The organism is Pseudomonas sp. SAR267 (assembly GCF_052077595.1).
GTDB classification, from domain to species: Bacteria; Pseudomonadota; Gammaproteobacteria; order Pseudomonadales; family Pseudomonadaceae; genus Aquipseudomonas; species Aquipseudomonas vlassakiae.
This window is the reverse complement of the sequence record NZ_JBQIHU010000001.1, coordinates 3,360,463-3,383,629: the sequence shown is the minus strand read 5'-3', so window position 1 is coordinate 3,383,629 and position 23,167 is coordinate 3,360,463. Positions and strand designations below refer to the sequence as shown.

Genomic DNA, 23,167 nt, shown 5'->3' with positions numbered 1-23,167 from the left:
GCACGTGACTGCCAGGTACAGCAGGCTAGCGCCCGCCGTGTTGCCGGGTGGATCAATGGAACGGGATGATTCCCCTGGCTTGCTCCAGCGTCAGCTTGCCGCGGTGGAGCCGCTGTCCTGCAACTGCAGCGAGGCGGTTACTCATACGACGCTGACTCCAGGTCTTCAGGTGACCGGCGACAAAGTCTTCGGCGAAATCGTCAGGTGACTGGAAATGGAAATGCGCAGCCCAAAGGTTGCGTTTGCCTGGCAGACGCAGTACCCGGTATTCGTCAAAAGCAGTACCGTCCTGCATGGTCCGCCGCTCGTTGTATTCAACCGTGATCAGGCCCTCTGCATGGAGGAAGCGCAGGGCCTCGGCGGAAGGGTAGTTGGTGTCCGTGTAAAGGGTGGTGAGTTGCAGCTTTTTCTCTGCACGCAAAGCGTCCGCCTCTCGCTCCAAGGCCCTGAGCAGCGTGTCGTTGCCACCCGCCTCACGCACCATGCTCGCCGCCTGAGCCAGTTTGTCCAATTGCTGGTCGAATAACCGGGCCAGCAAGGCACCCTTGATATCGTGCAGCACATAGGACTCGGCTTTTTCCCGCAGCGCGTTGTTCTCGTCCCGCAGGGACTGTATCCACATGGCAAGATCGCTTGGGGGAGCTTCGTCAGACAACGAGGGCCGCTTGCCTTCACGCTGGCGCCATTCGCCATCCACCTGCTCGAAGGTGGCCAGCACTGCTTCGCTGACCGCCTCCCGCACCTCAAGCAAGCGCTGGCCCTGCACTTCGATCTCGGTCCCGATCAATAGCTGGCCCTGAGCATTACGCACCAGCCGCTGCGGTTCGCCGGAAACCGGATACGGCGAACGCTTGGCAGGTACACTGGCATCATCCTGCTCGCGAATTGCCCCGACCAGACGGCTACCCGCATCCAGTTTGAGCTTGCCGACATGTTCCTGGTATCGATCGATCATCGCCGGCTCGATCAATGCCCCGCCTTCCTTGCGAATACGGTCGCTGTTGAGCAGCGCAGCACTGTATTCATCCCAGGCTTCCTGCAGGATGACTATCCTGTCCGCTGCCGACAGATTGGAAAAGTCCAGCTCGCCGTGAGCTTCAGCGGCATTGCGCAGACTCAGCCCGGTCAGCTCCTCCCGGTAGCCGGCAAGTGCGCTCTGCCCGCCGTCATTGTCGAGGTGCAACGCCAGGTCAGCCAGGTTCAATACCTGGTGGAAACGCAGCTGGACCGTGTTGAATCTGCGCAGGGCAATCAGTTGCGCAACAGTACGCACCGGTTCACCCGGCGAACCGGTAATCGCGAATTCGTCTGCAGTGTCAGCCAGCAACTGGTCAAGATTTTCGTACCCTGCGAGGATGCGATCCTGCAGGCCGACAACGTATTCCAGCTTGCTACGCAACTGCTGATACAACCCAGCGACTTCAGCAATGGGGCGCCCATCCAGCGCTTTTTGCATCGCGACCAGTTCGGGATAGTCGGCAAGGCCCCAAAGCTCATTTACGATGAAGTCGCTATTACGGATAAACCCCTCCCGCACAGTTACTTCGTGCTGGGTGAGCACCGCATCCCAACCGCCTTTCAGCCGTTCACTGGTAAATTTCGGTTCTCTGATGGTCGCCAGCAGCGCCAGTATTGCCTTTTCGGCGCTGACTGCGGTTTCCAGCTGCTGTATGGATTGGTCTCTCTGCCTGAAGTCATCCCGCTCCAACTCGGTTATGCGTTGATCGTAGCGCTGAAGCAGGGCTTGCAACTTCGTAGCTTCTTCTCCCTCAGGCAATGCGGACTGTTGTTCCGCTGCCTTGGCCCTGAGGTCCTTGAGGCCTTGCAGCTTCTTCTTCGCCTCCAGTGAACTCATGGCCATCCTGCCAAATTGCGCTCTTGCGAGATTGACCTGTTGGTCCAGTTGGTTGATCTGTTGATGCAATTCGCGAAAACGGGTTGCCAGCCGAACGCGCGCGGAGTTTTGCTTCATACCGCCGCTCAGGCGCAGTGCCGTGTCCACCCGCCAGACGCCATCGACAAAATCCAGCCAAGGCCCTGGGTTACCGTTGGAATCGACCACCCGCACGCCATCTGGCAGTCGTTCCACCCGATAGGCATCCCCGGCCAAGGCGACGTAATAGTCGTCATCGATGCGGTACAATCCCGCCGTGGCAGCATTGCTCGACGGTTTCAAGCCGTTGAGCAGCACACTTGAACGCATGGCCTGGAGTGCTTCCCGCTGCGCGCGCGGTAACCAGTTGAAGCCGCTCTGGCCCCGCCAGGAAAAATCGAGCCAGCGAACAGGCAGCGTTTCACCAGCAACCACCGCCTCCTGCGCAGGAGCGACAGCGATTTCGGCAAAAGCTCCGCGCTGCGCCTCAGGCCCTTCGACTGCTGCCGCACCGGGCAACTCATGCTCGGGAGTGTTCTGGGCAGGTTGCCTGGCATGCAGCAATACCATGCTCAGGTTCAATATCAGGTCGGCCGTTGCAGCTGCACGGTCAAACTCATCGCCACGCTCCAGCGCTTCCAGGTCGTGCTGCAAGGACACCAGCAATTGCACCAGCCAGCCCACTGATGCCACCGGCCCACGGATCACCAACGTCACGACATCGAACAACAGCCATGCGCCCTCGCACAGGGTTTGCCAGCGGTTTTCGGCATTGGATACCGTCTGTTGATCGGCGAGGCTGACCAGCAGATCTCGATTCGCCGCGTAAACTTTCTCGTCAATGCCGCCATGCCAGTAGGTGATGGCCAGCTGTGCGGGCTCTGGTCGAACAGGCTGAACGAAGGGATCTACGCCAATGCTACTGATGTGAGGTTCGCTGAAACCACCATGGTCGTATATGGCCCTGACGCTCGGCTCCATCCAGTCGAGAATACTGTCCTGCAGCAGCTTCGACTCGCGCACATGTTCGAGCAGGTCCGACAAACTCGCATATTCACGAAGCGTGTCGCGTGCGAACAAGGGGCGGTAAAGCAGCGCCAGTGAAGGTTCTGCACAATACAGAATGTACATGCAGCGGACTGGGTCCGTTTTCAAAGACGTTGCGCTGCGCTTGAAGGCCAACGGAATCAACATCATTCGCGGCGTGAGCGGGTCAACATGACCGGCACAGAAATCCACAACACATTGCAGCCCAGGCTCACGAATCTTGCCATCAAGCTTTGCATTCATCGCAGCGGCGAGCAGAGCTGCACGCCATTCACCACCCAACCGTCTGACCCGGTCTGCGCGTTTGGCCGGGTCGTCCAGTTGCGCGGCGACATAGGCGGGATAATGCCTTCCGATATCTACCTTGGTAACGAGTGCTCTGGCCGTATCGGCATCAAACCATGATGGCGTGTCACCCCCGCTGCGCAGGTAGATTCGCTCGATGCTTGCCCCCTTGAGGGAAGCGAGGTTACCGATGGCAAATTCAGTAAGCGTCTTGCTGCCAGCGAAGACCAGTGGTTCGCCGCCACCAGTACCTGTTGCCGATCCTCCCGGCATGCCACGGGCCAGGTAAAGGTCAAGCATCAGGTCATCCGGAGAGCTGTCAGCCCCATGGTCCTGGCAAATTTGCGTGATTAGCCGTTGGCGAGCGTAATCGGTCAACGACTGAATGCCGTCCAGTGCTGCGATGCCGCCCGAGTCGAGCTGATGAAGCGCAATCTGCAGCAATGCGGCGCTACAGGCAAAGCTGTCCTGGGCAGCGCTTGCCAGGCAGCCCGGAGGTGCCTTCACGGCAGGGGTTTCATCCTGATAAACCTCGAACCAGGACGAAGGGTCGCTTAGCTGGGCAAAACGCTGCTCAAGGGCCGGTACATCCTTGATGTCGCCATAGCGGGCGTGCTCAACCCTTTGCAGCAGCGTCTCGAGCAAAAGTGAAACCTGCTGGGAAAATATGTTTCCCTTGACCGGATAGCGTTGCCAGGTCATCTGTTCGAAGGCGTAGCCTTGCGCCAGTTCGTCACGCAATCCGAGGCCAAACGCGCCCAACGAGTCGAAGCTGCGCACTGCGCCCGAAGGGGCGCACCACAGTACGACTTCGCGCTCATCCCATTCGCCACATACCAGCATCTGGCACTGCATCTGATGATGCTGCTGCGACGCACTGATCAGATGTGTCTGGACGAAGTACACCGGAGGTTGATCATCACCGCCATGAAGCAGGCCACGGATACACGCTTGCTCCTGTGGAGCCAGACCTTGCCAGGGCAGGCCGCGTAGCAGAGCGATCCTGAGCAGCAACTGCAACCAACTGTCGCGACTGACTCCGGCGCTGCCCTTGGCCCGCCAATAGGCGACCTGGGCCTCGCAGAAGTGCTGTGGAAGCTGCTCCAGCAACTGATTGAGTGCGGGAGACAAGCCTGACAGCTGGCGAGTATCGAATTCTGTCGTCGAACCGGCGAAACGATAAGTGCCGGTAAGCCCGAGATTGTAATAGCGGCCATCAGCCAGTGGCTCGATGCTCAGCAGCTGCGGATCGAGCAAGGCTTCCAGTACCCGATCCACCAAGGGAGCGGTGGTCCAATAGGTGCTCGAAGGGTCCGGGCTGTCCAGCATCAGCGGGTCAGCCGTTGTCAGAGCGGGGGTGACATCGGCCAACCACGGCAGCTCTGCCAACAACAAGCGCAGCAGTTGTTCACTGGCAACCTGGCGCAGGGTCGGTCTGTCGCCAAACTGGCTGGCAACGGCCTGCCTGAAATCGAAGACTGGAAGCTGGGATCGGATCATGCTGGGTACCTCCGCTCTGAAAAGCGCTAGGCTGCGGCAATCACGCCCGGGTCCCGCACTACATATTGCTTCAAAAAAAAGGCCTTGCTCCGTTGGGCAAGGCCTTCTTTTCAACGTCCTGCCATCAGCTGTAGACACGCCCCAGCAGTTGGCGGTGGCTTTCGAACTGGTCCAGCACATCGCGCACGATCTGCTCCGGCGTAAAGCCCATAAGGTCGTACTCCTGGCTGCCATCGTGCAGGTACACCTCGGCACGGTAGAAGCGCTGGCGCACTTCCGGCTCGCCTTGCACCGGCGCCTCGCTCGGCGCTGCCATGTAGCCGTCCAGGCTCACTTCGTAAACGAACGGGTTGCCCTCGTCCATCATCACCCGCAAGCCCATCGTGTTGCGTGACTGACCAACCCGGGTTTCCACCTCGAAGCCCAAGGTCTGCAACTGCGCGGCGGCATCTTTCAGCGCCGGGCTGACGTGCTTGTCCATGAAGCGCTGGACCACGGCCTGGGTGGGCTGCAGTTCCAGCTGGGTCAGGCGCTCGGAGAAGCCGCGGCGGCCACGGGCGGCCAGCTCGGCACGCTCCTGCTCGACGGCCACGTCCTGCTTCATGGCCTTGTACAGGCCGAACATGAACAGCACCAGCACTACCGAGAACGGCAGGCCGGCCAGCACCACCATGGTCTGCATGGCTTCGAAGTTACCGGCGAACAGCAAGCCGATGGTGACCAGGGTGATGACCACCGACCAGAACACCACCATCCAGTGCGGGGCGTCTTCGTCGACCTTGCCGCCTTTGCACGACAGGTTGGCCATCATCACCGCGCCGGAGTCGGCCGGGGTGAGGAACAGCACGAAGCCAACGAATACCGCCACACCGATCACGATCTTGGCCGCCGGGAAGTATTCCAGCAGCTGGTAGATCGACATAGACGGCTGTTCAAGCGCGGTCTTGCCCAGCTCGACCGCGCCCTGGTTGATTACCAGATCCAGCGCGGTGTTGCCGAAGATCGACAGCCAGGCCAGGGTGAAGCCCAGCGGGATCAACAGCACGCCGCTGACCAGCTGGCGCACGGTACGGCCCTTGGAGATACGGGCAATGAACATGCCGACGAACGGGCCCCAGGAGATCCACCAGGCCCAGTAGAACACGGTCCACAGGCCCAGCCAGCGCTCCGACTTGCCGGCTTCGCCTTCGTACACGTAGAGGTCGAAGGTCTTGAGCACGATACCGTTGAGGTAGTCGCCGATGTTCTGCACGAAGCCATTGAGCAGGTGCAGGGTTTCGCCGCCCAGCAGCACGAAGATCAGCAGACCACTGAACAGCATGATGTTCAGGTTGGACAGGCGACGAATGCCGTTCTCCACACCCGATACAGCCGCCACGGTGGCCACGCCGGCCATCACCAGAATCACCACCAGCAGGTTGGTCTTGCTGTGGTCCATGCCGAACAGGTATTCCAGGCCGGAGGACACCTGCATCGAACCGATGCCTAAGTTGGTCACCAGGCCCAGCAGGGTGACGAACATGCCGAAGATGTCCACGGCATTGCCCGCAGCGCCTTTGACCCAGCGCTCACCCACCAGCGGGTAAAGCGCCGAGCGCAGGGCCAACGGTTGATTGTGGCGGTAGGCGAAGTAACCCACGGCCAGGCCGACCAGGGCGTAGATCGCCCAGCCATGCAGGCCCCAGTGCAGGAAGGTCAGTTGCAGGCCCTGGCGCGCGGCCTCGAGGCTGGCAGAGGTGCCTTCTGGCGGGTTGAAATAGTGGTCCAGCGGCTCGGACGCGCCGAAGTACAGCAGCGAAATGCCGATACCAGAGGAGAACAGCATGCCGGCCCAGGCACCGTAGCTGAAGTCAGGCTGGTCGTCCTTGCCGCCAAGCTTGAGCTTGCCGTAGTCGGAGAAGGCCAGGTAGACGACGAACAGCAGATAACCGCCGATCACCAGCATGTAATACCAGCCGAAGGTGCGCGTCAGCCATTTCTGGGCTACGCCCAGCACCTGGCCGGCAGTTTCAGGTACAGCGATCAACAAGGCAGTCAGAACGAGGATCATCAGCGCGGAGGTGAAGAACACCACGCGGTTGACCCGGACCCTCTCGGCGGGGGGCTTGGTAAGTGAGGCAGAACTCATTGCACGAATGCTCCGGGCAGTACGGCTTTGGAGGCTAATCAGTCTTTCCCGAGCAATTGGTGGAATTCCGCCACTGCATCAGGTGTTATAAAAGCACCCTGGAAACCGCGATCCCGAATCGATACGTTGCAAAAAAACAGACAGGTGGCCTGCTGAAAATGCCACGCCCTGCACTTGGGTGCGCGCATTCGTCACAGATCACCCCGCCCGCTCCAAGGGCCTGTCGCAGGCCAGTGACCGTACGGCAGAATCTGCATTTCGCCTCGCTCATGCCCGTCAACGCCTTGTATTCCGGGGGTTACGCGATTTCCTGGGGTGTCAATCCGTGCCTTCTCGACCGCCTGAAAGACTGTCAATGGCACAAATTGTCGCAGAGCTTATTCTTTATTGATTGAACGTTCAATCAAAACAAAATAGACTGGCCTTCGCCGAGTCAGCCGCCTGTCGTCTGCTCGCAGGCCTGAGGAGATAGCAAGATGCCCAAGGTCGGTATGCAACCCATCCGCCGCCAGCAGTTGATCGAAGCCACATTGCAGGCGGTCGATCAGGTCGGACTGGGTGACGCCAGCATTGCGCTGATTGCCCGTTTGGCCGGTGTGTCGAACGGCATCATCAGTCACTACTTTCGGGACAAGAACGGCCTGATCGCAGCGACGATGGGTTACATCATGAACATGCTCAACGAAGGCGTTAGAGCACGTCGCCAGGCCCTGACGGACGACAGCCCGCGCGCCCACCTGAAAGTGATCATCGAGGGCAACTTCGATGCCAGCCAGGTGAACGGCCCGGCAATGAAAACCTGGTTGGCCTTCTGGGCTTCCAGCATGCACCAGCCCGATTTGCACAGGTTGCAGCGGATCAACGATCACCGCCTGTATTCCAACCTGTGCTGCCAGTTCCGCCGCGCCCTGCCGCTCTACCATGCGCGCAAGGCAGCCCGCGGCCTGGCAGCCCTGATCGACGGCCTGTGGCTGCGTGGTGCCCTGTCGGGAGATGCATTCGACACCCACCAGGCGATACGGATTGCATACGAATACATGGATCTACAACTGGCTAAACAGCACACCCTGGACACAGACGACCAGGCCGCTGATCAAGCGCGCACCCTTGCCCACCCGGCAGGAGCGTGACGCGCAGCCAACCACACACTGCACTTGCGAGGACACTATGGCCCGTTTCGGAACGCAAAAACTCTACATTGATGGTGCTTACGTCGACGCTGGCAGCGATGCCACCTTCGAAGCCATCAACCCGGCTACCGGCGAAGTCCTCGCCCACGTGCAACGTGCCACCGAGGCCGACGTCGAGAAGGCTGTGGAAAGCGCCGAGCGCGGCCAGAAGGTCTGGGCCGCGATGACCGCCATGCAGCGTTCGCGCATCCTGCGCCGTGCCGTCGACATCCTGCGCGAGCGCAACGATGAACTGGCCATGCTGGAAACCCTGGACACCGGCAAGTCGTACTCGGAAACCCGCTACGTCGACATCGTCACCGGCGCCGACGTGCTGGAGTACTACGCGGGCCTGGTACCGGCCATCGAAGGCGAGCAGATCCCCCTGCGCGAATCGTCCTTCGTCTACACCCGCCGCGAGCCGCTGGGCGTAACCGTCGGCATCGGCGCGTGGAACTACCCGATCCAGATCGCCCTGTGGAAATCCGCCCCGGCCCTGGCCGCTGGTAACGCGATGATCTTCAAGCCGTCGGAAGTCACTTCGCTGACCACCCTGAAACTGGCCGAGATCTACACCGAAGCCGGCCTGCCGAATGGCGTGTTCAACGTCCTGACCGGCAGCGGCCGCGAAGTCGGCACCTGGCTGACCGAGCACCCACGCATCGAAAAAGTCTCCTTCACCGGCGGCACCACCACCGGCAAGAAGGTCATGGCCAGCGCCTCGAGCTCGTCGCTCAAGGAAGTCACCATGGAACTGGGCGGCAAGTCGCCACTGATCATCTGCGCCGACGCCGACCTGGACAAGGCCGCCGACATCGCCATGATGGCCAACTTCTACAGCTCCGGTCAGGTCTGCACCAACGGCACCCGCGTGTTCATCCCGGCGGCAATGAAAGCGGCCTTCGAAGCCAAGATCGCCGAGCGCGTTGCCCGCATCCGCGTTGGCAACCCGGAAGACGAGAACACCAACTTCGGCCCGCTGGTCAGCTTCCAGCACATGGAAAGCGTGCTTGGCTACATCGCCAAAGGTAAAGAAGAAGGTGCCCGCGTGCTGTGCGGCGGCGAGCGTCTGACTGCCGGTGATTTCGCCAAAGGCGCCTTCGTGGCCCCGACCGTGTTCACCGATTGCACCGACGACATGACTATCGTCAAGGAAGAGATCTTCGGCCCGGTGATGAGTATCCTCACCTACGAAACCGAAGAAGAAGTCATCCGCCGCGCCAACGACACCGACTACGGCCTGGCCGCCGGTGTCTGCACCAACGACATCTCCCGCGCCCACCGCATCATCCACCAGCTGGAAGCCGGTATCTGCTGGATCAATGCCTGGGGCGAATCGCCAGCCGAAATGCCGGTTGGCGGCTACAAGCAGTCGGGCGTCGGCCGTGAGAACGGCGTCAGCTCGCTGGCTCAATACACGCGCATCAAGTCGGTCCAGGTCGAGCTGGGCGGCTACAACTCGGTCTTCTAAGGCCCTGTCCCGCCACGCCCGTTGCCACCGCACGGGCGTTTCCGCTCCCTGATCACCGCCAACACGAGGGTACTTTCATGTCCCAAGAATTCGATTACATCATCGTCGGAGCAGGCTCCGCCGGTAACACCCTGGCGACTCGCCTGACCGAGGACGCCGGCGTCACCGTACTGCTGCTGGAAGCCGGTGGCCCCGACTACCGCTTCGACTTCCGCACCCAGATGCCCGCCGCCCTGGCCTTCCCGCTGCAGGGCCGCCGCTACAACTGGGCATACGAGACCGACCCGGAGCCGCACATGAACGGCCGCCGCATGGAATGTGGCCGTGGCAAGGGCCTGGGTGGCTCGTCGCTGATCAACGGCATGTGCTACATCCGTGGCAACGCCATGGACTTCGACGGCTGGGCGAAACTGCCAGGCCTGGAAGACTGGACCTACCTCGACTGCCTCCCGTACTTCCGCAAAGCCGAAACCCGCGACATCGGCCCGAACGACTATCACGGCGGCGAAGGCCCGGTCAGCGTGACCACGCCAAAGGCCGGTAACAACCCGCTGTTCCACGCCATGGTCGAAGCCGGCGTGCAAGCCGGCTACCCGCGCACCGAAGACCTCAACGGCTACCAGCAGGAAGGCTTCGGTCCGATGGACCGCACCGTAACCAAGCAGGGCCGCCGTTCGAGCACCGCCCGTGGCTACCTGGACCAGGCCAAGAAGCGCCCGAACCTGACCATCGTCACTCACGCCCTGACTGACCGCGTACTGTTCGACGGCAAGCGCGCCATTGGCGTGACTTACCTGGTCGGCGACAGCGAAGAGCGCGTCGAAGCCCGCGCCCGCAAGGAAGTGATCGTAAGCTCCGGCGCCATTGCTTCGCCGCAGTTGCTGCAGCGTTCCGGCGTTGGCCCGCGCGCCCTGCTGGAAAGCCTCGACATCCCGGTGGTACACGACCTGCCGGGCGTCGGCGAAAACCTGCAGGACCACCTTGAGCTGTACCTGCAGTACGCTTGCACCCAGCCGGTGTCGCTGTACCCGTCGCTGCTGTGGTGGAACCAGCCGGCCATCGGCGCCGAGTGGATGTTCAACGGTACCGGTATCGGCGCCAGCAACCAGTTCGAGGCGGGTGGTTTCATCCGCACCCGTCCGGAGTTCGAATGGCCGAACATCCAGTACCACTTCCTGCCGGTCGCCATTAACTACAACGGCTCCAATGGCGTGAAAGAGCACGGGTTCCAGGCACACATGGGCTCGATGCGCTCGCCAAGCCGTGGCCGCATCCAGGTCAAGTCGAAGGACCCGCGCCAGCACCCGAGCATCCTGTTCAACTATATGGCCACCGAGCAGGACTGGCAGGAGTTCCGTGACGGCATCCGCCTGACCCGCGAAATCATGGCCCAGCCGGCGCTGGACCCGTACCGCGGTCGCGAGATCAGCCCGGGCGAGCACGTGCAGACGGATGAAGAGCTGGACAAGTTCATCCGCGAACACGCCGAAACCGCCTTCCACCCGTCCTGCTCGTGCAAGATGGGCACCGACGAGATGGCCGTGGTCGACGGCGAAGGCCGCGTGCACGGCATGAAGGGCCTGCGTGTGGTCGATGCGTCGATCATGCCGATCATCATCACCGGCAACCTCAATGCCACCACGATCATGATCGCCGAGAAGATCTCGGACAAGATTCGCAACCGCAAGCCGCTGCCGCGCAGCACCGCCAAGTACTACGTGGCCAACGGTGCACCGGTCAAAGGCAAGCCAATGCGTGAAGTGAAGCAGGCGTGAGCCTGCACCGACCCCTTCGCGGCTAAAGCCGCTCCCACACGGATTGTGCAGTACCTGTGGGAGCGGCTTTAGCCGCGAAAGGGCCCGCATAGGCAACTCCACAAAAGGCACCCTTCGAGGTGCCTTTTGCACATCTGCAGAAACGCTTTACAGCCTGCCAATTCATCAGGTTAGAATCAGTTGGCACGCGACTTGCCAAGTCAAGGAGCCAAGCCCCCTTCCCGCGATATCCCGGAGTACCTGCCTTTGGATGCCAGCACCATCAACAGCCTGTTCTTGATCGGCGCATTGCTGGTGGGCGCAAGCATCCTGGTCAGCTCGCTGTCTTCGCGCCTGGGCATCCCCATTCTGGTCATCATTCTCGCCGTCGGCATGGTCGCCGGTGTCGATGGTGGCGGCATCATCTTCAACAACTACCCGACCGCCTACCTGGTGGGCAACCTGGCATTGGCCGTGATCCTCCTTGACGGTGGCCTGCGCACGCGGGTGGTGAGCTTTCGCGTGGCCTTGTGGCCGGCACTGTCCCTGGCCACCGTCGGCGTGATGATCACCACCGCGCTAACCGGCATGGTAGCTGCCTGGCTGTTCAACCTGAGCCTGATCCAGGGCCTGCTGATCGGCGCCATCGTCGGCTCCACCGACGCCGCCGCGGTGTTTTCGCTGCTCGGCGGCAAAGGCCTGAACGAGCGGGTTACCGCCACGCTGGAAATCGAATCGGGCAGCAACGACCCGATGGCGGTGTTCCTCACCGTCACCCTGATCGACATGATCGCCAGCGGCCAGACTGGCTTGCACTGGAGCCTTCTGGGCCACTTGCTGCGTGAGTTTGGTATTGGCGGCCTGCTTGGCCTGGGTGGCGGCTGGGTGATGCTGCAGCTGGTCAACCGCATCAACCTGGCCGGCGGCCTGTATCCGATTCTGGTGGTCGCCGGCGGCCTGGTGGTGTTCTCGCTGACCAATGCCCTGCACGGCAGCGGCTTCCTTGCCGTATACCTGTGCGGCCTGGTGCTGGGCAACAAGCCGATCCGCAGCCGCCACGGCATCCTGCACATGCTCGACGGCATGGCCTGGCTGGCCCAGATCGGCATGTTCCTGGTGCTGGGGCTGCTGGTCACGCCCCACGACCTGCTACCGATCGCCCTGCCCGCGCTGGGCCTGGCGCTGTGGATGATCCTGGTGGCGCGCCCTCTGTCGGTAGTCGCCAGCCTGCTGCCGTTCAAAGCCTTCCATGGTCGTGAGAAAGGCTTCATTTCCTGGGTTGGCCTGCGCGGCGCGGTGCCGATCATTCTGGCGGTGTTCCCGCTGATGGCCGGCCTGCCTGACGCCCAGCTGTTCTTCAACCTGGCGTTCTTCATCGTGCTGGTGTCGCTGCTGGTGCAAGGCACCAGCCTGCCGTGGATGGCCAAGCTGCTGAAGGTCACCGTACCGCCAGACCCGTCGCCGATTTCCCGCTCTGCGCTGGAAGTGCACATCACCAGCGAGTGGGAGCTGTTCGTCTACCGCCTGGGTGCGGAAAAATGGTGCATCGGCGCCGCCCTGCGCGAGCTCAAGATGCCCGAAGGCACGCGTATCGCCGCGCTGTTCCGGGGCGAACAACTGCTGCACCCGTCCGGCAGTACGGTACTGGAGGTAGGCGACATGCTCTGCGTGATCGGCCACGAACATAACCTTCCGGCGCTGGGCAAGCTGTTCAGCCAGGCACCGCAGCGCGGTCTGGACCTGCGTTTCTTTGGCGACTTCGTGCTCGAAGGCGATGCCGAACTGGGCGCGGTGGCCGCACTTTATGGCCTCAAACTGGATGGCCTGGACGCGAAAATGCCGCTGGCGCAGTTCATCCGACAGAAGGTCGGAGGCGCTCCAGTAGTAGGCGACCAGGTCGAATGGCACGGCACGATCTGGACCGTGGCGACCATGGACGGGAACAAGATCCAGAAAGTCGGCGTCAGATTCCCCGAAGGAACGCGACCCGGACCAGGATTGTTCCTCTAAACTCCGTTTCTGCCTGATCCACAAGTAGTCTGCCTATGTCCCTGCGCGTGTACCTTCGCACAGCCCTGCTGGGGTTGTGCCTGTCCATTTCTTTCGCGGTCAACGCGGCAGAAGCCCCGACCACCGCCAGCATCCAGAACAGCCTCGACAAGATCGCCGAGCGCAAGCTGCCCGAGGCCGACCAGAAGGCCCTGCAGCAGGTGCTCGAGCAGACCTTGAACCTGCTCAACAGCAAGGAAGACAGCGAGAAGAAGCTTGCCGCGCTCAAGCAGCAGTTGGCCAGCGCCCCCAAGGAAACCAGCGACAGCCAGAAGGAACTGGCCAAGCTCAAGCAAAGCAAGCCCCAGCCGGTCGCCCAGCGCTATGCCAGCCTGAGCGTGCCACAGCTCGAGCAGATGCTCAGCGAACGCAACACCCAGCAGGGTGATTTGCAGAAGGCGCTGTCCGAAGCCAACAGCCTGATCATCAACTCGCAGACCCGCCCCGAACGGGCCCAGGCCGAGATCAGCAACAACCAGACCCGCACCCAGCAGATCAACAGCAGCCTCAAGAGCGGCAAGGACGGCGGCAAGCCGATCAACGCCGACCAGCGCAACCAGCTCAATGCCGAACTGGCCTCGCTCAACGCGCTGACCCTGCTACGCCGCCAGGAGCTGGCCGGTAACGGCCTGCTGCAAGACCTCGGCAACGCCCGCCATGACCTGCTGATCGAACGCGCCGCGCGTCTGGAGCAGGAAATCCAGGACCTGCAGACGCTGATCAACGAAAAACGCCTGGCCCAGTCCCAGGAAGCCGTTACCCAGCAGTCGATCGAAGCGCAAAAGGCCGGCGGCAGCAGCCTGCTGGCCACCGAGAGCGCGGCCAACCTGAAGCTCTCCGACTATCTGCTGAAAAGCACCGACCGCCTCAACGAGCTGACCCAGCAGAACCTGCGCACCAAGCAGCAGCTCGACAGCCTGACCCAGGCCGACCAGGCACTGGATGAGCAGATCAACGTGCTCAAGGGCAGCCTGCTGCTGTCGAAGATCCTCTACAAGCAGAAGCAAGCACTGCCGCACCTGAAGCTCGACCGCGACCTGGCCGACCAGATCGCCGATATCCGCCTCTACCAGTTCGAGATCAACCAGCAGCGCGAGCAGATGAGCAACCCGGTGGCCTACGTCGACAAGCTGCTGGCCAGCCAGCCGCAGGAAGACGTCACGCCGCAACTGCGCAAGGCCCTGCTGGAAGTGGCGATCACCCGCAGCGACCTGCTCGAACGCCTGAACCGCGAGCTGTCGGCGCTGCTCAACGAATCGATCACCCTGCAGCTCAACCAGAAGCAGCTGCTGGGCACCGCTCAGGGCCTGCGAAACACCCTCGACGAACAGATGTTCTGGATCCCCAGCAACAAGCCGCTGGACTGGGACTGGCTGCGCCTGGTGCCGGAACGCTTCCCCGAACAGGTTGCCAGCCTGCCCTGGGGCTCGGGCATAAAGGAACTGGCCGACGGCCTGAGCCAGCGGCCGCTGCTGTTCCTGCCGCTGCTGCTGGCGATCGGCGCCCTGCTGTGGCGGCGCAAGTACCTCTACCAACGGCTGGGCAAGGTGCACCAGGACATCGGCCACTTCCGCCGTGACAGCCAGTGGCACACCCCCCAGGCCATTCTGATCAACATCCTCCTGGCGATGCCGGTCAGCCTGGGCCTGGCGCTGTGCAGCTATGCCCTGCAGATTGACGCCCGCGGGCAGAACGCCAACCTCGGCGCGGCGCTGTGGCAACTGGCCCAGGCCTGGTTGGTGTTCTACACCGCCTACCGCATCCTCGCGCCTGGCGGCGTGGCGGAAGTCCACTTCCGCTGGCACAAACCGCAGGTCGAATTCCTGCGCGGCTGGGTACGCCGGTTGGGCACCGTGGTGCTGGCGCTGGTTGGCGTGGTGGCAGTCGCCGAGCACCAGCCTTCGGCCCTGGCCGACGACGTGCTCGGCATCGGCGTGGTACTGACCTGCTACGCACTGATGGCCTGGCTGCTCAGCCGTTTGCTGCTGAGCAGCCCGGCGCACCGCGACACGTCGCTGTTCCGCAGGGCCGTCGGGGTGGCCTTCACCGCGCTGCCGATCGCGCTGTTCGTGGCCGTCTGCTTCGGCTACTACTACACCGCACTGAAACTGACCGACCGGCTGATCTATACCCTCTACCTGCTGCTGTTCTGGCTGGTCATCGAGGCCGCCTTTGTCCGCGGCCTGTCGGTCGCTGCACGGCGCCTGGCCTACCAGCGCGCGCTGAGCAAGCGCCAGGCTGCCAAGGAAGGGCTGGATGGCGAAGTCATCACAGAAGAGCCGACCCTGGACATCGAACAGGTCAACCAGCAGTCGCTGCGCCTGATCCGCCTGGCCCTGCTCGGTGGTTTCATCGCGGGCCTGTACTGGGTCTGGTCGGACCTGATCTCGGTCTTTGCCTACCTCAACAATTTCGTCCTGTACGAGTACACCAGCGGTACCGGGGCCGCCGCCAGCATGGTGCCGATCAGCCTCGGCGACCTGCTCGGTGCGCTGGTGATCGTCGGCATCACCTTCGCCCTGGCGGGCAACTTGCCGGGCCTGCTGGAAGTGCTGGTGCTGTCGCGCCTGAACCTGGCCCAGGGCAGCGCCTATGCCACCACCACGCTGCTGTCATACACCATCGTCGGTGTCGGCATCGTCAGCACCCTGTCGACCCTCGGGGTGAGCTGGGACAAGCTGCAGTGGCTGGTAGCGGCGCTGTCGGTGGGCCTGGGCTTCGGCATGCAGGAGATCTTTGCCAACTTCATCTCCGGCATCATGATCCTGTTCGAGCGCCCCGTGCGGATCGGCGACACCATCACCATCGGCAACCTGTCCGGCACCGTGAGCAAGATACGCATCCGCGCCACCACCATCACCGACTTCGACCGCAAGGACATCATCGTCCCCAACAAAACCTTCATCACCGGCCAGCTGATCAACTGGTCGCTGACCGACACGGTCACGCGGGTGACGCTGAAGCTGGGCATCGACTACGGTTCTGACCTCGACCTGGTGCGCGACCTGCTGCTCAAGGGTGCCCACGAGAACCCACGCGTGCTCAAGGACCCGGAACCGATCGTGTACTTCCTGAACTTCGGTGAGAGCTCGCTGGACCACGAACTGCGCATGCACGTACGTGACCTTGGTGACCGCAACCCGACGCTGGACGAGATCAACCGCTACATCAACCGCGAGTTCAAGGCCCACAACATCAAGATCTCGGTACGCCAGGTCGAAGTGTTCCTGATGGACCCCAAAGGCGGCAAGCAGCAGCTGATCCCGACGGAGCAACCTAAACCGGATGGCACTGCACCGGCCTGAGTGGGCTCGAATGCTTTATTCTGTGCTGAATCCTTGCGAGGGCTACGCCCTCGTTCGCGGGTAAACCCGCTCCCACAGGGACCGCGCATTACCTGTGTGAGCGGGCTTGCCCGCGAAGGGCCGCAAAGCGGCCCCTTGGCACCGATCTCCAGGAGCAGCCCGTGAAAGCCCTCGACCAACTCACCTTCGACAACCGCTTCGCCCGCCTGGGCGATGCGTTCTCCACCCAGGTCCTGCCCGAGCCGATCGCCGAGCCGCGCCTGGTGGTGGCGAGCGAGGCGGCCATGAGCCTGCTCGACCTTGCCCCGGACCAGGCCGATCTGCCGTTGTTCGCCGAGCTGTTCAGCGGTCACAAGCTGTGGCAAGAGGCCGACCCGCGGGCGATGGTCTATTCCGGCCACCAGTTCGGTTCCTACAACCCGCGCCTGGGTGACGGCCGCGGCCTGCTGCTGGCCGAAGTGCTGAATGACCAGGGCGAGCACTGGGACCTGCACCTCAAGGGCGCCGGCCAGACGCCTTACTCGCGCATGGGCGACGGCCGCGCCGTGCTGCGCTCGTCAATCCGCGAGTTCCTCGCTTCGGAAGCCTTGCACGCGTTGGGCATCCCCAGCAGCCGGGCCCTGTGCGTGATCGGCTCGAGCACCCCGGTGTGGCGCGAAACCCGCGAAAGCGCGGCAATGCTCACCCGCCTGGCGCAGAGCCATGTGCGTTTCGGGCATTTCGAGTACTTCTACTACACCAAGCAGCCGGAACAGCAACGCGTGCTGATCGACCACGTGCTGGAGCAGCACTACCCCGAATGCCGCGATGCCGAGCAGCCTTACCTGGCTATGTTCCGCACCATCGTCGAGCGCAACGCCGAGCTGATCGCCCGCTGGCAGGCCTATGGCTTCTGCCACGGGGTGATGAACACCGACAACATGTCGATCCTCGGTATCACCTTCGATTTCGGCCCTTACGCCTTCCTCGACGATTTCGACGCCAACTTCATCTGCAACCACTCCGACGACCGTGGCCGCTACAGCTACGCCAACCAGGTGCCGATCGCGCACTGGAACCTCAGCGCCCTGGCCCAGGCCCTGACCACGGTGATCGAGGTGGAACCGCTGAAGGAAGCGCTGGGCCTGTTCCTGCCGCTGTATCAGGCGCACTACCTCGACCTCATGCGTCGGCGCCTGGGCATGACCACTGCAGAAGACGACGACATGGCGCTGGTCGAGCGCCTGCTGCAGCGCATGCAGAGCGGTGGCGTGGACTACAACCTATTCTTCCGCAAGCTGGGCGACCAGCCCGTCGCCGAGGCGCTGAAAGCAGTGCGCGACGACTTCATCGACCTCGCCGGCTTCGATGCCTGGGCCGCGGATTACCTGGCCCGCTGCGAGCGCGAGATGGGCAATGCCGAAGGCCGTCGCGAGCGCATGCATGCGGTGAACCCGCTGTACGTGCTGCGCAACTACCTGGCGCAGAAGGCCATCGAAGCGGCCGAAGCGGGGGATTACAGTGAGGTGCGACGCCTGCACCAGGTGCTGAGCAAGCCGTTCGAGGAGCAAGCTGGCATGCAGGCCTATGCCGAGCGCCCACCGGAGTGGGGCAAACATTTGGAAATCAGCTGTTCTTCATAAATCCTGGGGCCGCTGCGCGCCCCTTTCGCGACACAAGGCCGCTCCTACAGAACGGCGCGAATCCTTGTAGGAGCGGCCTTGTGTCGCGAAAGGGCTGCGCAGCAGACCCAAAAATCTCAAGGAGAAGAAATGTCCGACCCACTGGTAATCCCCTGCCCCCACTGCAACGGCCTCAACCGCCTGCCGGCGGCGCGCCTGGGTGACGCCCCGAAATGCGGCCGCTGCAAACAGGACGTGCTGCTGAGCCAGCCTTTCGAACTCAGCGAAGCCAACTACGCCAGCCAGATCAAGGGCGACCTGCCGCTGCTGATCGACGTCTGGGCTGACTGGTGCGGCCCCTGCAAATCCTTCGCCCCGACCTTCGAACAGGCTGCCCGCCAACTCAGCGGCCGCTGCCGCCTGGCCAAGCTCGACAGCGAAGCCCACCGCAACCTGGCCGGGCAGCTGGGTATCCGCTCGATCCCAAGCCTGATCCTGTTCAAGAACGGCCGCGAAATCAGCCGCCAGGCCGGGGCGTTCCCACTCCAGTCGTTGCTGGAGTGGGTGCGTAGCCAAGGGGTCTAAGCGTTTTCTTCAAGCAGTGAATGCAGTTCTACAAACTGCTGCGTCAGCTTGTGCCGCGGCTCCAGGTGAATCAGCGGCAGGCTGGCATGGTGCGATTCACGCATTTTCACCGAGCTGCCCAGGTACACCGGTAGCACCGGCAGCCCTTCTCCCAGCAGCTCTTCGAGCATCTGCTGAGGCAGGCTGGCGCGGGACTGGTACTGGTTGACCACGATGCCTTCAACCTGAAGGTCTTCATTGTGGTCCTCCTTGAGCTCTTCGATCTCAGCCAGCAGGCCGTACAGTGCCTGGCGCGAGAAACTGTCGCAGTCGAAGGGAATCAGCACGCGATCAGCGGCGATCAATGCGGAAACCGCGTAGAAGTTGAGCGCTGGCGGCGTGTCGATGTAGATCCGGTCGTAGTCCTCGTCCAGCTCGTCGAGCAACTTACGCAGCTTGTTGATCTTGTGCTTGGCTTCCAGCTTGGGTTGCAGGTCGGCCAGCTCCGCCGTGGCGGTGACCACATGCAGGTTGTCGAACGGGGTTTCGTAGATATCGACCTTGTTCTTCTTGCTGAACGGCCCGCTGGACAGGCTCTGCTTGAAGAAGTCGGCAATACCCATGGGGATATCGTCGCCGGTGAGGCCGGTGAGGTACTGGGTCGAGTTGGCCTGGGCATCCAGGTCGATCAGCAAGGTCCGATAACCTTCGCTGGCACTCACAGCCGCCAGGTTGCAAGCGATGCTCGACTTGCCCACGCCACCTTTCTGATTGAACACCACGCGCCGCATGATTGACCTCCGTGTATCAACGAATGCCCGAGTATGTGGCGGCGCAGCGGCAATGGCCAGTGCCATTTGCCCGTTCGCCGGCTCAGGCCGCCATCAGTCCCGTCAGCAACTCGGCAAACGCCCGGGCCATCGCCGAACCGCCACGTTCACGCTGCACCAGCCACACTGCCGACATCGCCCCTTCATCCAGCAGTGTGCGGTACACCACGCCTTCGATGCGCATGCGCTGGAACGATGCCGGCAGCACCGAGACCCCAAGCCCCGCCGACACCAGGCCGATGATGGTCATCGCTTCCCCCGCTTCCTGGGCGAAATGGGGGTTGAACCCGGCCTGGCGCGCCAGGCTCAACAACTGGGCATGCAGCCCGCTGCCATAGCTGCGCGGGAAGAACACGAACGGTTCATGGGCCAGGGCGGCCATGTGCACGCCATGTTCCGTGCCTTGCGCCAATGGATGCGAGGCATTGATCACTGCCACCAGCGGCTCGCGGAACAGCTCCGTGGCCACCAGGCCCTCCGGCAGCGGCATCGGCCGCATCAGACCGACTTCGATGGATTCGTCGAACACCCCTTCTGCAACATCCCGGCTGCTCATTTCCTTGAGGTTCAGGTGCACTGCAGGGAAGCGCTGGCGAAAGGCATGAATGGCCTTGGGAATTTTCGACGTGAACGGCGCCGACGAGGTGAAGCCGATTTTCATCTCACCCAGTTCACCCAGCTGCGCACGGCGCGCCACATCGGCCGCCTTCTCCACCTGCGCCAGCACCTGGCGCGCCTCTTCAAGGAATAGGCGACCCGCCTCGCTCAGCTCGACCCGACGATTGGTCCGCTCGAACAGGCGGGCGCCCAGTTCCTGTTCCAGTGCCTGGATCTGCTGGCTCAACGGCGGCTGGGAGATCCCCAGTTGCTGGGCCGCACGGCCGAAGTGCAGCTCTTCGGCAACGGCGATGAAGTAACGCAAATGGCGCAGTTCCATGATCGGCTCCAATCAGGTCGCTAAACGTCTCAAATAGGTCGAATAATATATTGGATCTAATCATTAGCCAGCTATATGCTTTTTTCATTGCGCCAGAGGTACCGCCCGTGAAAACTGCTGTAGCCCCCCTTCCTGCCGGCCCAGAACCTGCCCCCCTGAACGACATGTGGATCGAAAAAGGCACCCCCGCCTTCATGAAGACTGTGCTGGCCCTGTTCAGCGGCGGCTTCGCCACGTTCGCCCTGCTGTACTGCGTACAGCCGATGATGCCGCTGCTGTCGAAGGAGTTTTCCATCAACGCGGCGCAGAGCAGCCTGGTGCTGTCGGTGTCCACTGCAATGTTGGCGTTCGGCCTGCTGATCACCGGTCCGATCTCCGACCGCATCGGCCGCAAGCCGGTAATGGTCTTTGCCCTGGTCTGTGCCGCCCTGTCGACCCTGGCCAGCGCGGTGATGCCGAGCTGGGAGCTGGTGCTGGCCACCCGCGCCCTGGTGGGCCTTTCGCTGAGTGGCCTGGCGGCGGTGGCGATGACTTACCTGAGTGAAGAAATCCACCCGCAGCACATCGGCTTGGCCATGGGCCTGTACATCGGCGGCAACGCCATCGGTGGGATGAGCGGGCGGCTGATTACCGGGGTACTGATCGATTTCGTCAGCTGGCACACGGCGATGCTGACCATCGGCGGGCTGGCCCTGGTGGCGGCGCTGGTGTTCTGGAGGGTACTGCCGGAGTCGCGCAACTTCCGCCCTCAGCTGATGAGCCCGCGTAGCCTGCTAGACGGTTTCGTCATGCACTTCAGGGATGCCGGGCTGCCTTGGCTGTTCCTCGAAGCCTTCTTGCTGATGGGTGCCTTCGTCACCCTGTTCAACTACATCGGTTACCGCCTGCTGGCCGAGCCGTATCACATGAATCAGGCGCTGGTCGGCTTGCTGTCGGTGGTGTACCTGTCGGGGATCTACAGCTCGGCGCAGGTCGGCGCACTGGCTGACAAGCTGGGCCGGCGCAAGGTGTTCTGGGCCAGTATCGTGGTAATGGCGGGAGGCCTGCTGATGACCCTGGCGACCCCGCTGGCGCTGGTTATCGTTGGCATGCTGGTGTTCACCTTCGGCTTCTTCGGTGCGCACTCGGTGGCCAGCAGCTGGATCGGCCGCCGCGCGCTGAAGGCCAAGGGGCAGGCTTCGTCGCTGTACCTGTTCAGCTATTACGCAGGGTCCAGCGTGGCCGGTACGGCCGGTGGGGTTTTCTGGCACCAGTGGGGCTGGAACGGCATCGGCCTGTTCATTGGCAGCCTGCTGGCGGTGGCGTTGCTGGTGGCACTGCACCTGAGCAAGCTTCAGCCGAAAACGGCTTGAAGCCCATTCGCGGGTGAACCCGCTGCCACAGGGACCGCGCCTAACTGGAGCTCAGCGCTGTACCTGTGGGAGCGGGTTCACCCGAAGTCAGAGTAGAAAAAGCCCGGCACATTGGCCGGGCTTTTCGTTTCAGAGCGCTTACTGGTGATACTGCGCCGACAGCTCGTGCACGGCGTTGATGAACACGCCGGCATGTTCCGGGTCGACTTCCGGGGTGATGCCATGGCCCAGGTTGAACACGTGGCCAGTGCCCTTGCCATAGCTGGCCAGGATACGCGCCACTTCCTGGCGGATGGCTTCGGGCTTGGCGTACAGCACGGTCGGGTCCATGTTGCCTTGCAGCGCAACTTTGTCGCCGACGCGGCGGCGAGCGTCGCCGATCTCACAGGTCCAGTCCAGGCCCAGCGCGTCGGCACCGGCATCGGCGATGCTTTCCAGCCACAGGCCACCATTCTTGGTGAACAGGATCACCGGCACTTTGCGCCCTTCGTGCTCGCGGATCAGGCCGCTGACGATCTTGCGCATATAGGCCAGGGAGAACTCCTGGTAGGCCGCCGCCGACAGGTTGCCGCCCCAAGTGTCGAAGATCTGCACCGCCTGGGCACCCGCGAGGATCTGGCCATTGAGGTAGCTGGTAACCGACTGCGCCAGCTTGTCCAGCAGCAAGTGCAGGGCTTGCGGGTTGTCGTAGGCCATGGCCTTGGTCTTGCGGAAGTCCTTGGACGAGCCGCCTTCGACCATGTAGGTGGCCAAGGTCCACGGGCTACCGGAGAAACCAATCAGCGGCACACGGCCGTTGAGCTCGCGACGGATGGTGCTGACCGCGTCCATCACGTAGCCGAGGTCTTTCTGTGGGTCAGGGATCGGCAGCGCTTCGATGTCGCCCGGGGTGGTGATGGTCTTCTTGAAGCGCGGGCCTTCGCCGGTTTCAAAGTACAGGCCAAGGCCCATGGCGTCGGGGATGGTGAGGATGTCCGAGAACAGGATCGCCGCGTCCAGCGGGTAGCGGTCCAGCGGCTGCAGGGTCACCTCGCAGGCAAACTGCGGGTTCATGCACAGGCTCATGAAATCACCGGCCTTGGCGCGGCTGGCGCGGTACTCCGGCAGGTAGCGGCCGGCCTGGCGCATCATCCAGACAGGGGTGACGTCAACGGGTTGCTTGAGCAGCGCACGCAGGAAACGATCGTTCTTCAGGGCAGTCATGTCGGCATCCGGAAAAATAGTGCGGGCATTTTCTCAGACGCCAGCGCAAAAGGCACGGTCAAGGCCATGCGTTTTGTCTATTGGGTGCCACAGATCAAG

General features: G+C 62.5%; 13 protein-coding genes. 8 read left to right on the top strand and 5 right to left on the bottom strand.

The genetic code is table 11. The annotated features are described in order from the left end of the window. Window positions 1–52 precede the first annotated feature (52 nt). Window positions 53–4,705: a dermonecrotic toxin domain-containing protein gene (locus ACTORR_RS16015; RefSeq protein ID WP_313364431.1), complete on the bottom strand. Its 4,653-nt coding sequence runs from the start codon at window positions 4,703–4,705 to the stop codon at window positions 53–55. A gap of 124 nt (window positions 4,706–4,829) precedes the next feature. Then, on the bottom strand, window positions 4,830–6,776 hold the full coding sequence (locus ACTORR_RS16010) for a BCCT family transporter (RefSeq protein WP_256587393.1): 1,947 nt from the start codon (window positions 6,774–6,776) through the stop codon (window positions 4,830–4,832). A gap of 533 nt (window positions 6,777–7,309) precedes the next feature. On the opposite strand from ACTORR_RS16010, the gene betI reads away from it, so the two are divergent. The 7 genes from betI (at window position 7,310) to trxC (ending at window position 18,767) form a co-directional block, all read left to right on the top strand. Further along, entirely contained in the window at window positions 7,310–7,963 is a 654-nt protein-coding gene (betI, locus tag ACTORR_RS16005) for a transcriptional regulator BetI (RefSeq protein ID WP_054884243.1), read from the top strand. A 37-nt stretch (window positions 7,964–8,000) separates the two neighbouring features. After that, entirely contained in the window at window positions 8,001–9,473 is a 1,473-nt protein-coding gene (gene betB / locus ACTORR_RS16000; RefSeq protein ID WP_054884242.1) for a betaine-aldehyde dehydrogenase, read from the top strand. A gap of 77 nt (window positions 9,474–9,550) precedes the next feature. Then, window positions 9,551–11,248: a choline dehydrogenase gene (gene betA / locus ACTORR_RS15995; protein ID WP_054884241.1), complete on the top strand. Its 1,698-nt coding sequence runs from the start codon at window positions 9,551–9,553 to the stop codon at window positions 11,246–11,248. Window positions 11,249–11,494: 246 nt separating this feature from the next. Beyond that, on the top strand, window positions 11,495–13,237 hold the full coding sequence (locus ACTORR_RS15990) for a potassium/proton antiporter (RefSeq protein WP_313365574.1): 1,743 nt from the start codon (window positions 11,495–11,497) through the stop codon (window positions 13,235–13,237). A 35-nt stretch (window positions 13,238–13,272) separates the two neighbouring features. Then, entirely contained in the window at window positions 13,273–16,581 is a 3,309-nt protein-coding gene (mscK, locus tag ACTORR_RS15985; protein WP_054884239.1) for a mechanosensitive channel MscK, read from the top strand. A gap of 161 nt (window positions 16,582–16,742) precedes the next feature. Next, window positions 16,743–18,203, top strand: a complete 1,461-nt coding sequence (selO, locus tag ACTORR_RS15980; RefSeq protein ID WP_262108164.1) for a protein adenylyltransferase SelO — start codon at window positions 16,743–16,745, stop codon at window positions 18,201–18,203. Window positions 18,204–18,332: 129 nt separating this feature from the next. Further along, entirely contained in the window at window positions 18,333–18,767 is a 435-nt protein-coding gene (gene trxC / locus ACTORR_RS15975; RefSeq protein ID WP_054884237.1) for a thioredoxin TrxC, read from the top strand. Here trxC and ACTORR_RS15970 read toward each other — a convergent pair. Continuing rightward, window positions 18,764–19,537, bottom strand: coding sequence for a ParA family protein (locus ACTORR_RS15970; RefSeq protein ID WP_054884236.1), 774 nt, complete (start codon window positions 19,535–19,537; stop codon window positions 18,764–18,766). The genes trxC and ACTORR_RS15970 overlap by 4 nt on opposite strands. Window positions 19,538–19,619: 82 nt before the next feature. Beyond that, on the bottom strand, window positions 19,620–20,513 hold the full coding sequence (locus tag ACTORR_RS15965) for a LysR family transcriptional regulator (protein ID WP_054884235.1): 894 nt from the start codon (window positions 20,511–20,513) through the stop codon (window positions 19,620–19,622). 164 nt (window positions 20,514–20,677) lie between these two features. Between ACTORR_RS15965 and ACTORR_RS15960 the strand changes: the two genes are divergently transcribed. Then, window positions 20,678–21,865, top strand: coding sequence for an MFS transporter (locus tag ACTORR_RS15960; RefSeq protein ID WP_256218594.1), 1,188 nt, complete (start codon window positions 20,678–20,680; stop codon window positions 21,863–21,865). A 138-nt stretch (window positions 21,866–22,003) separates the two neighbouring features. Here ACTORR_RS15960 and hemE read toward each other — a convergent pair whose 3' ends face one another. Continuing rightward, complete coding sequence (gene hemE / locus ACTORR_RS15955) at window positions 22,004–23,068, bottom strand: uroporphyrinogen decarboxylase (RefSeq protein ID WP_054884233.1); 1,065 nt, start codon at window positions 23,066–23,068, stop codon at window positions 22,004–22,006. Window positions 23,069–23,167 lie beyond the last annotated feature (99 nt).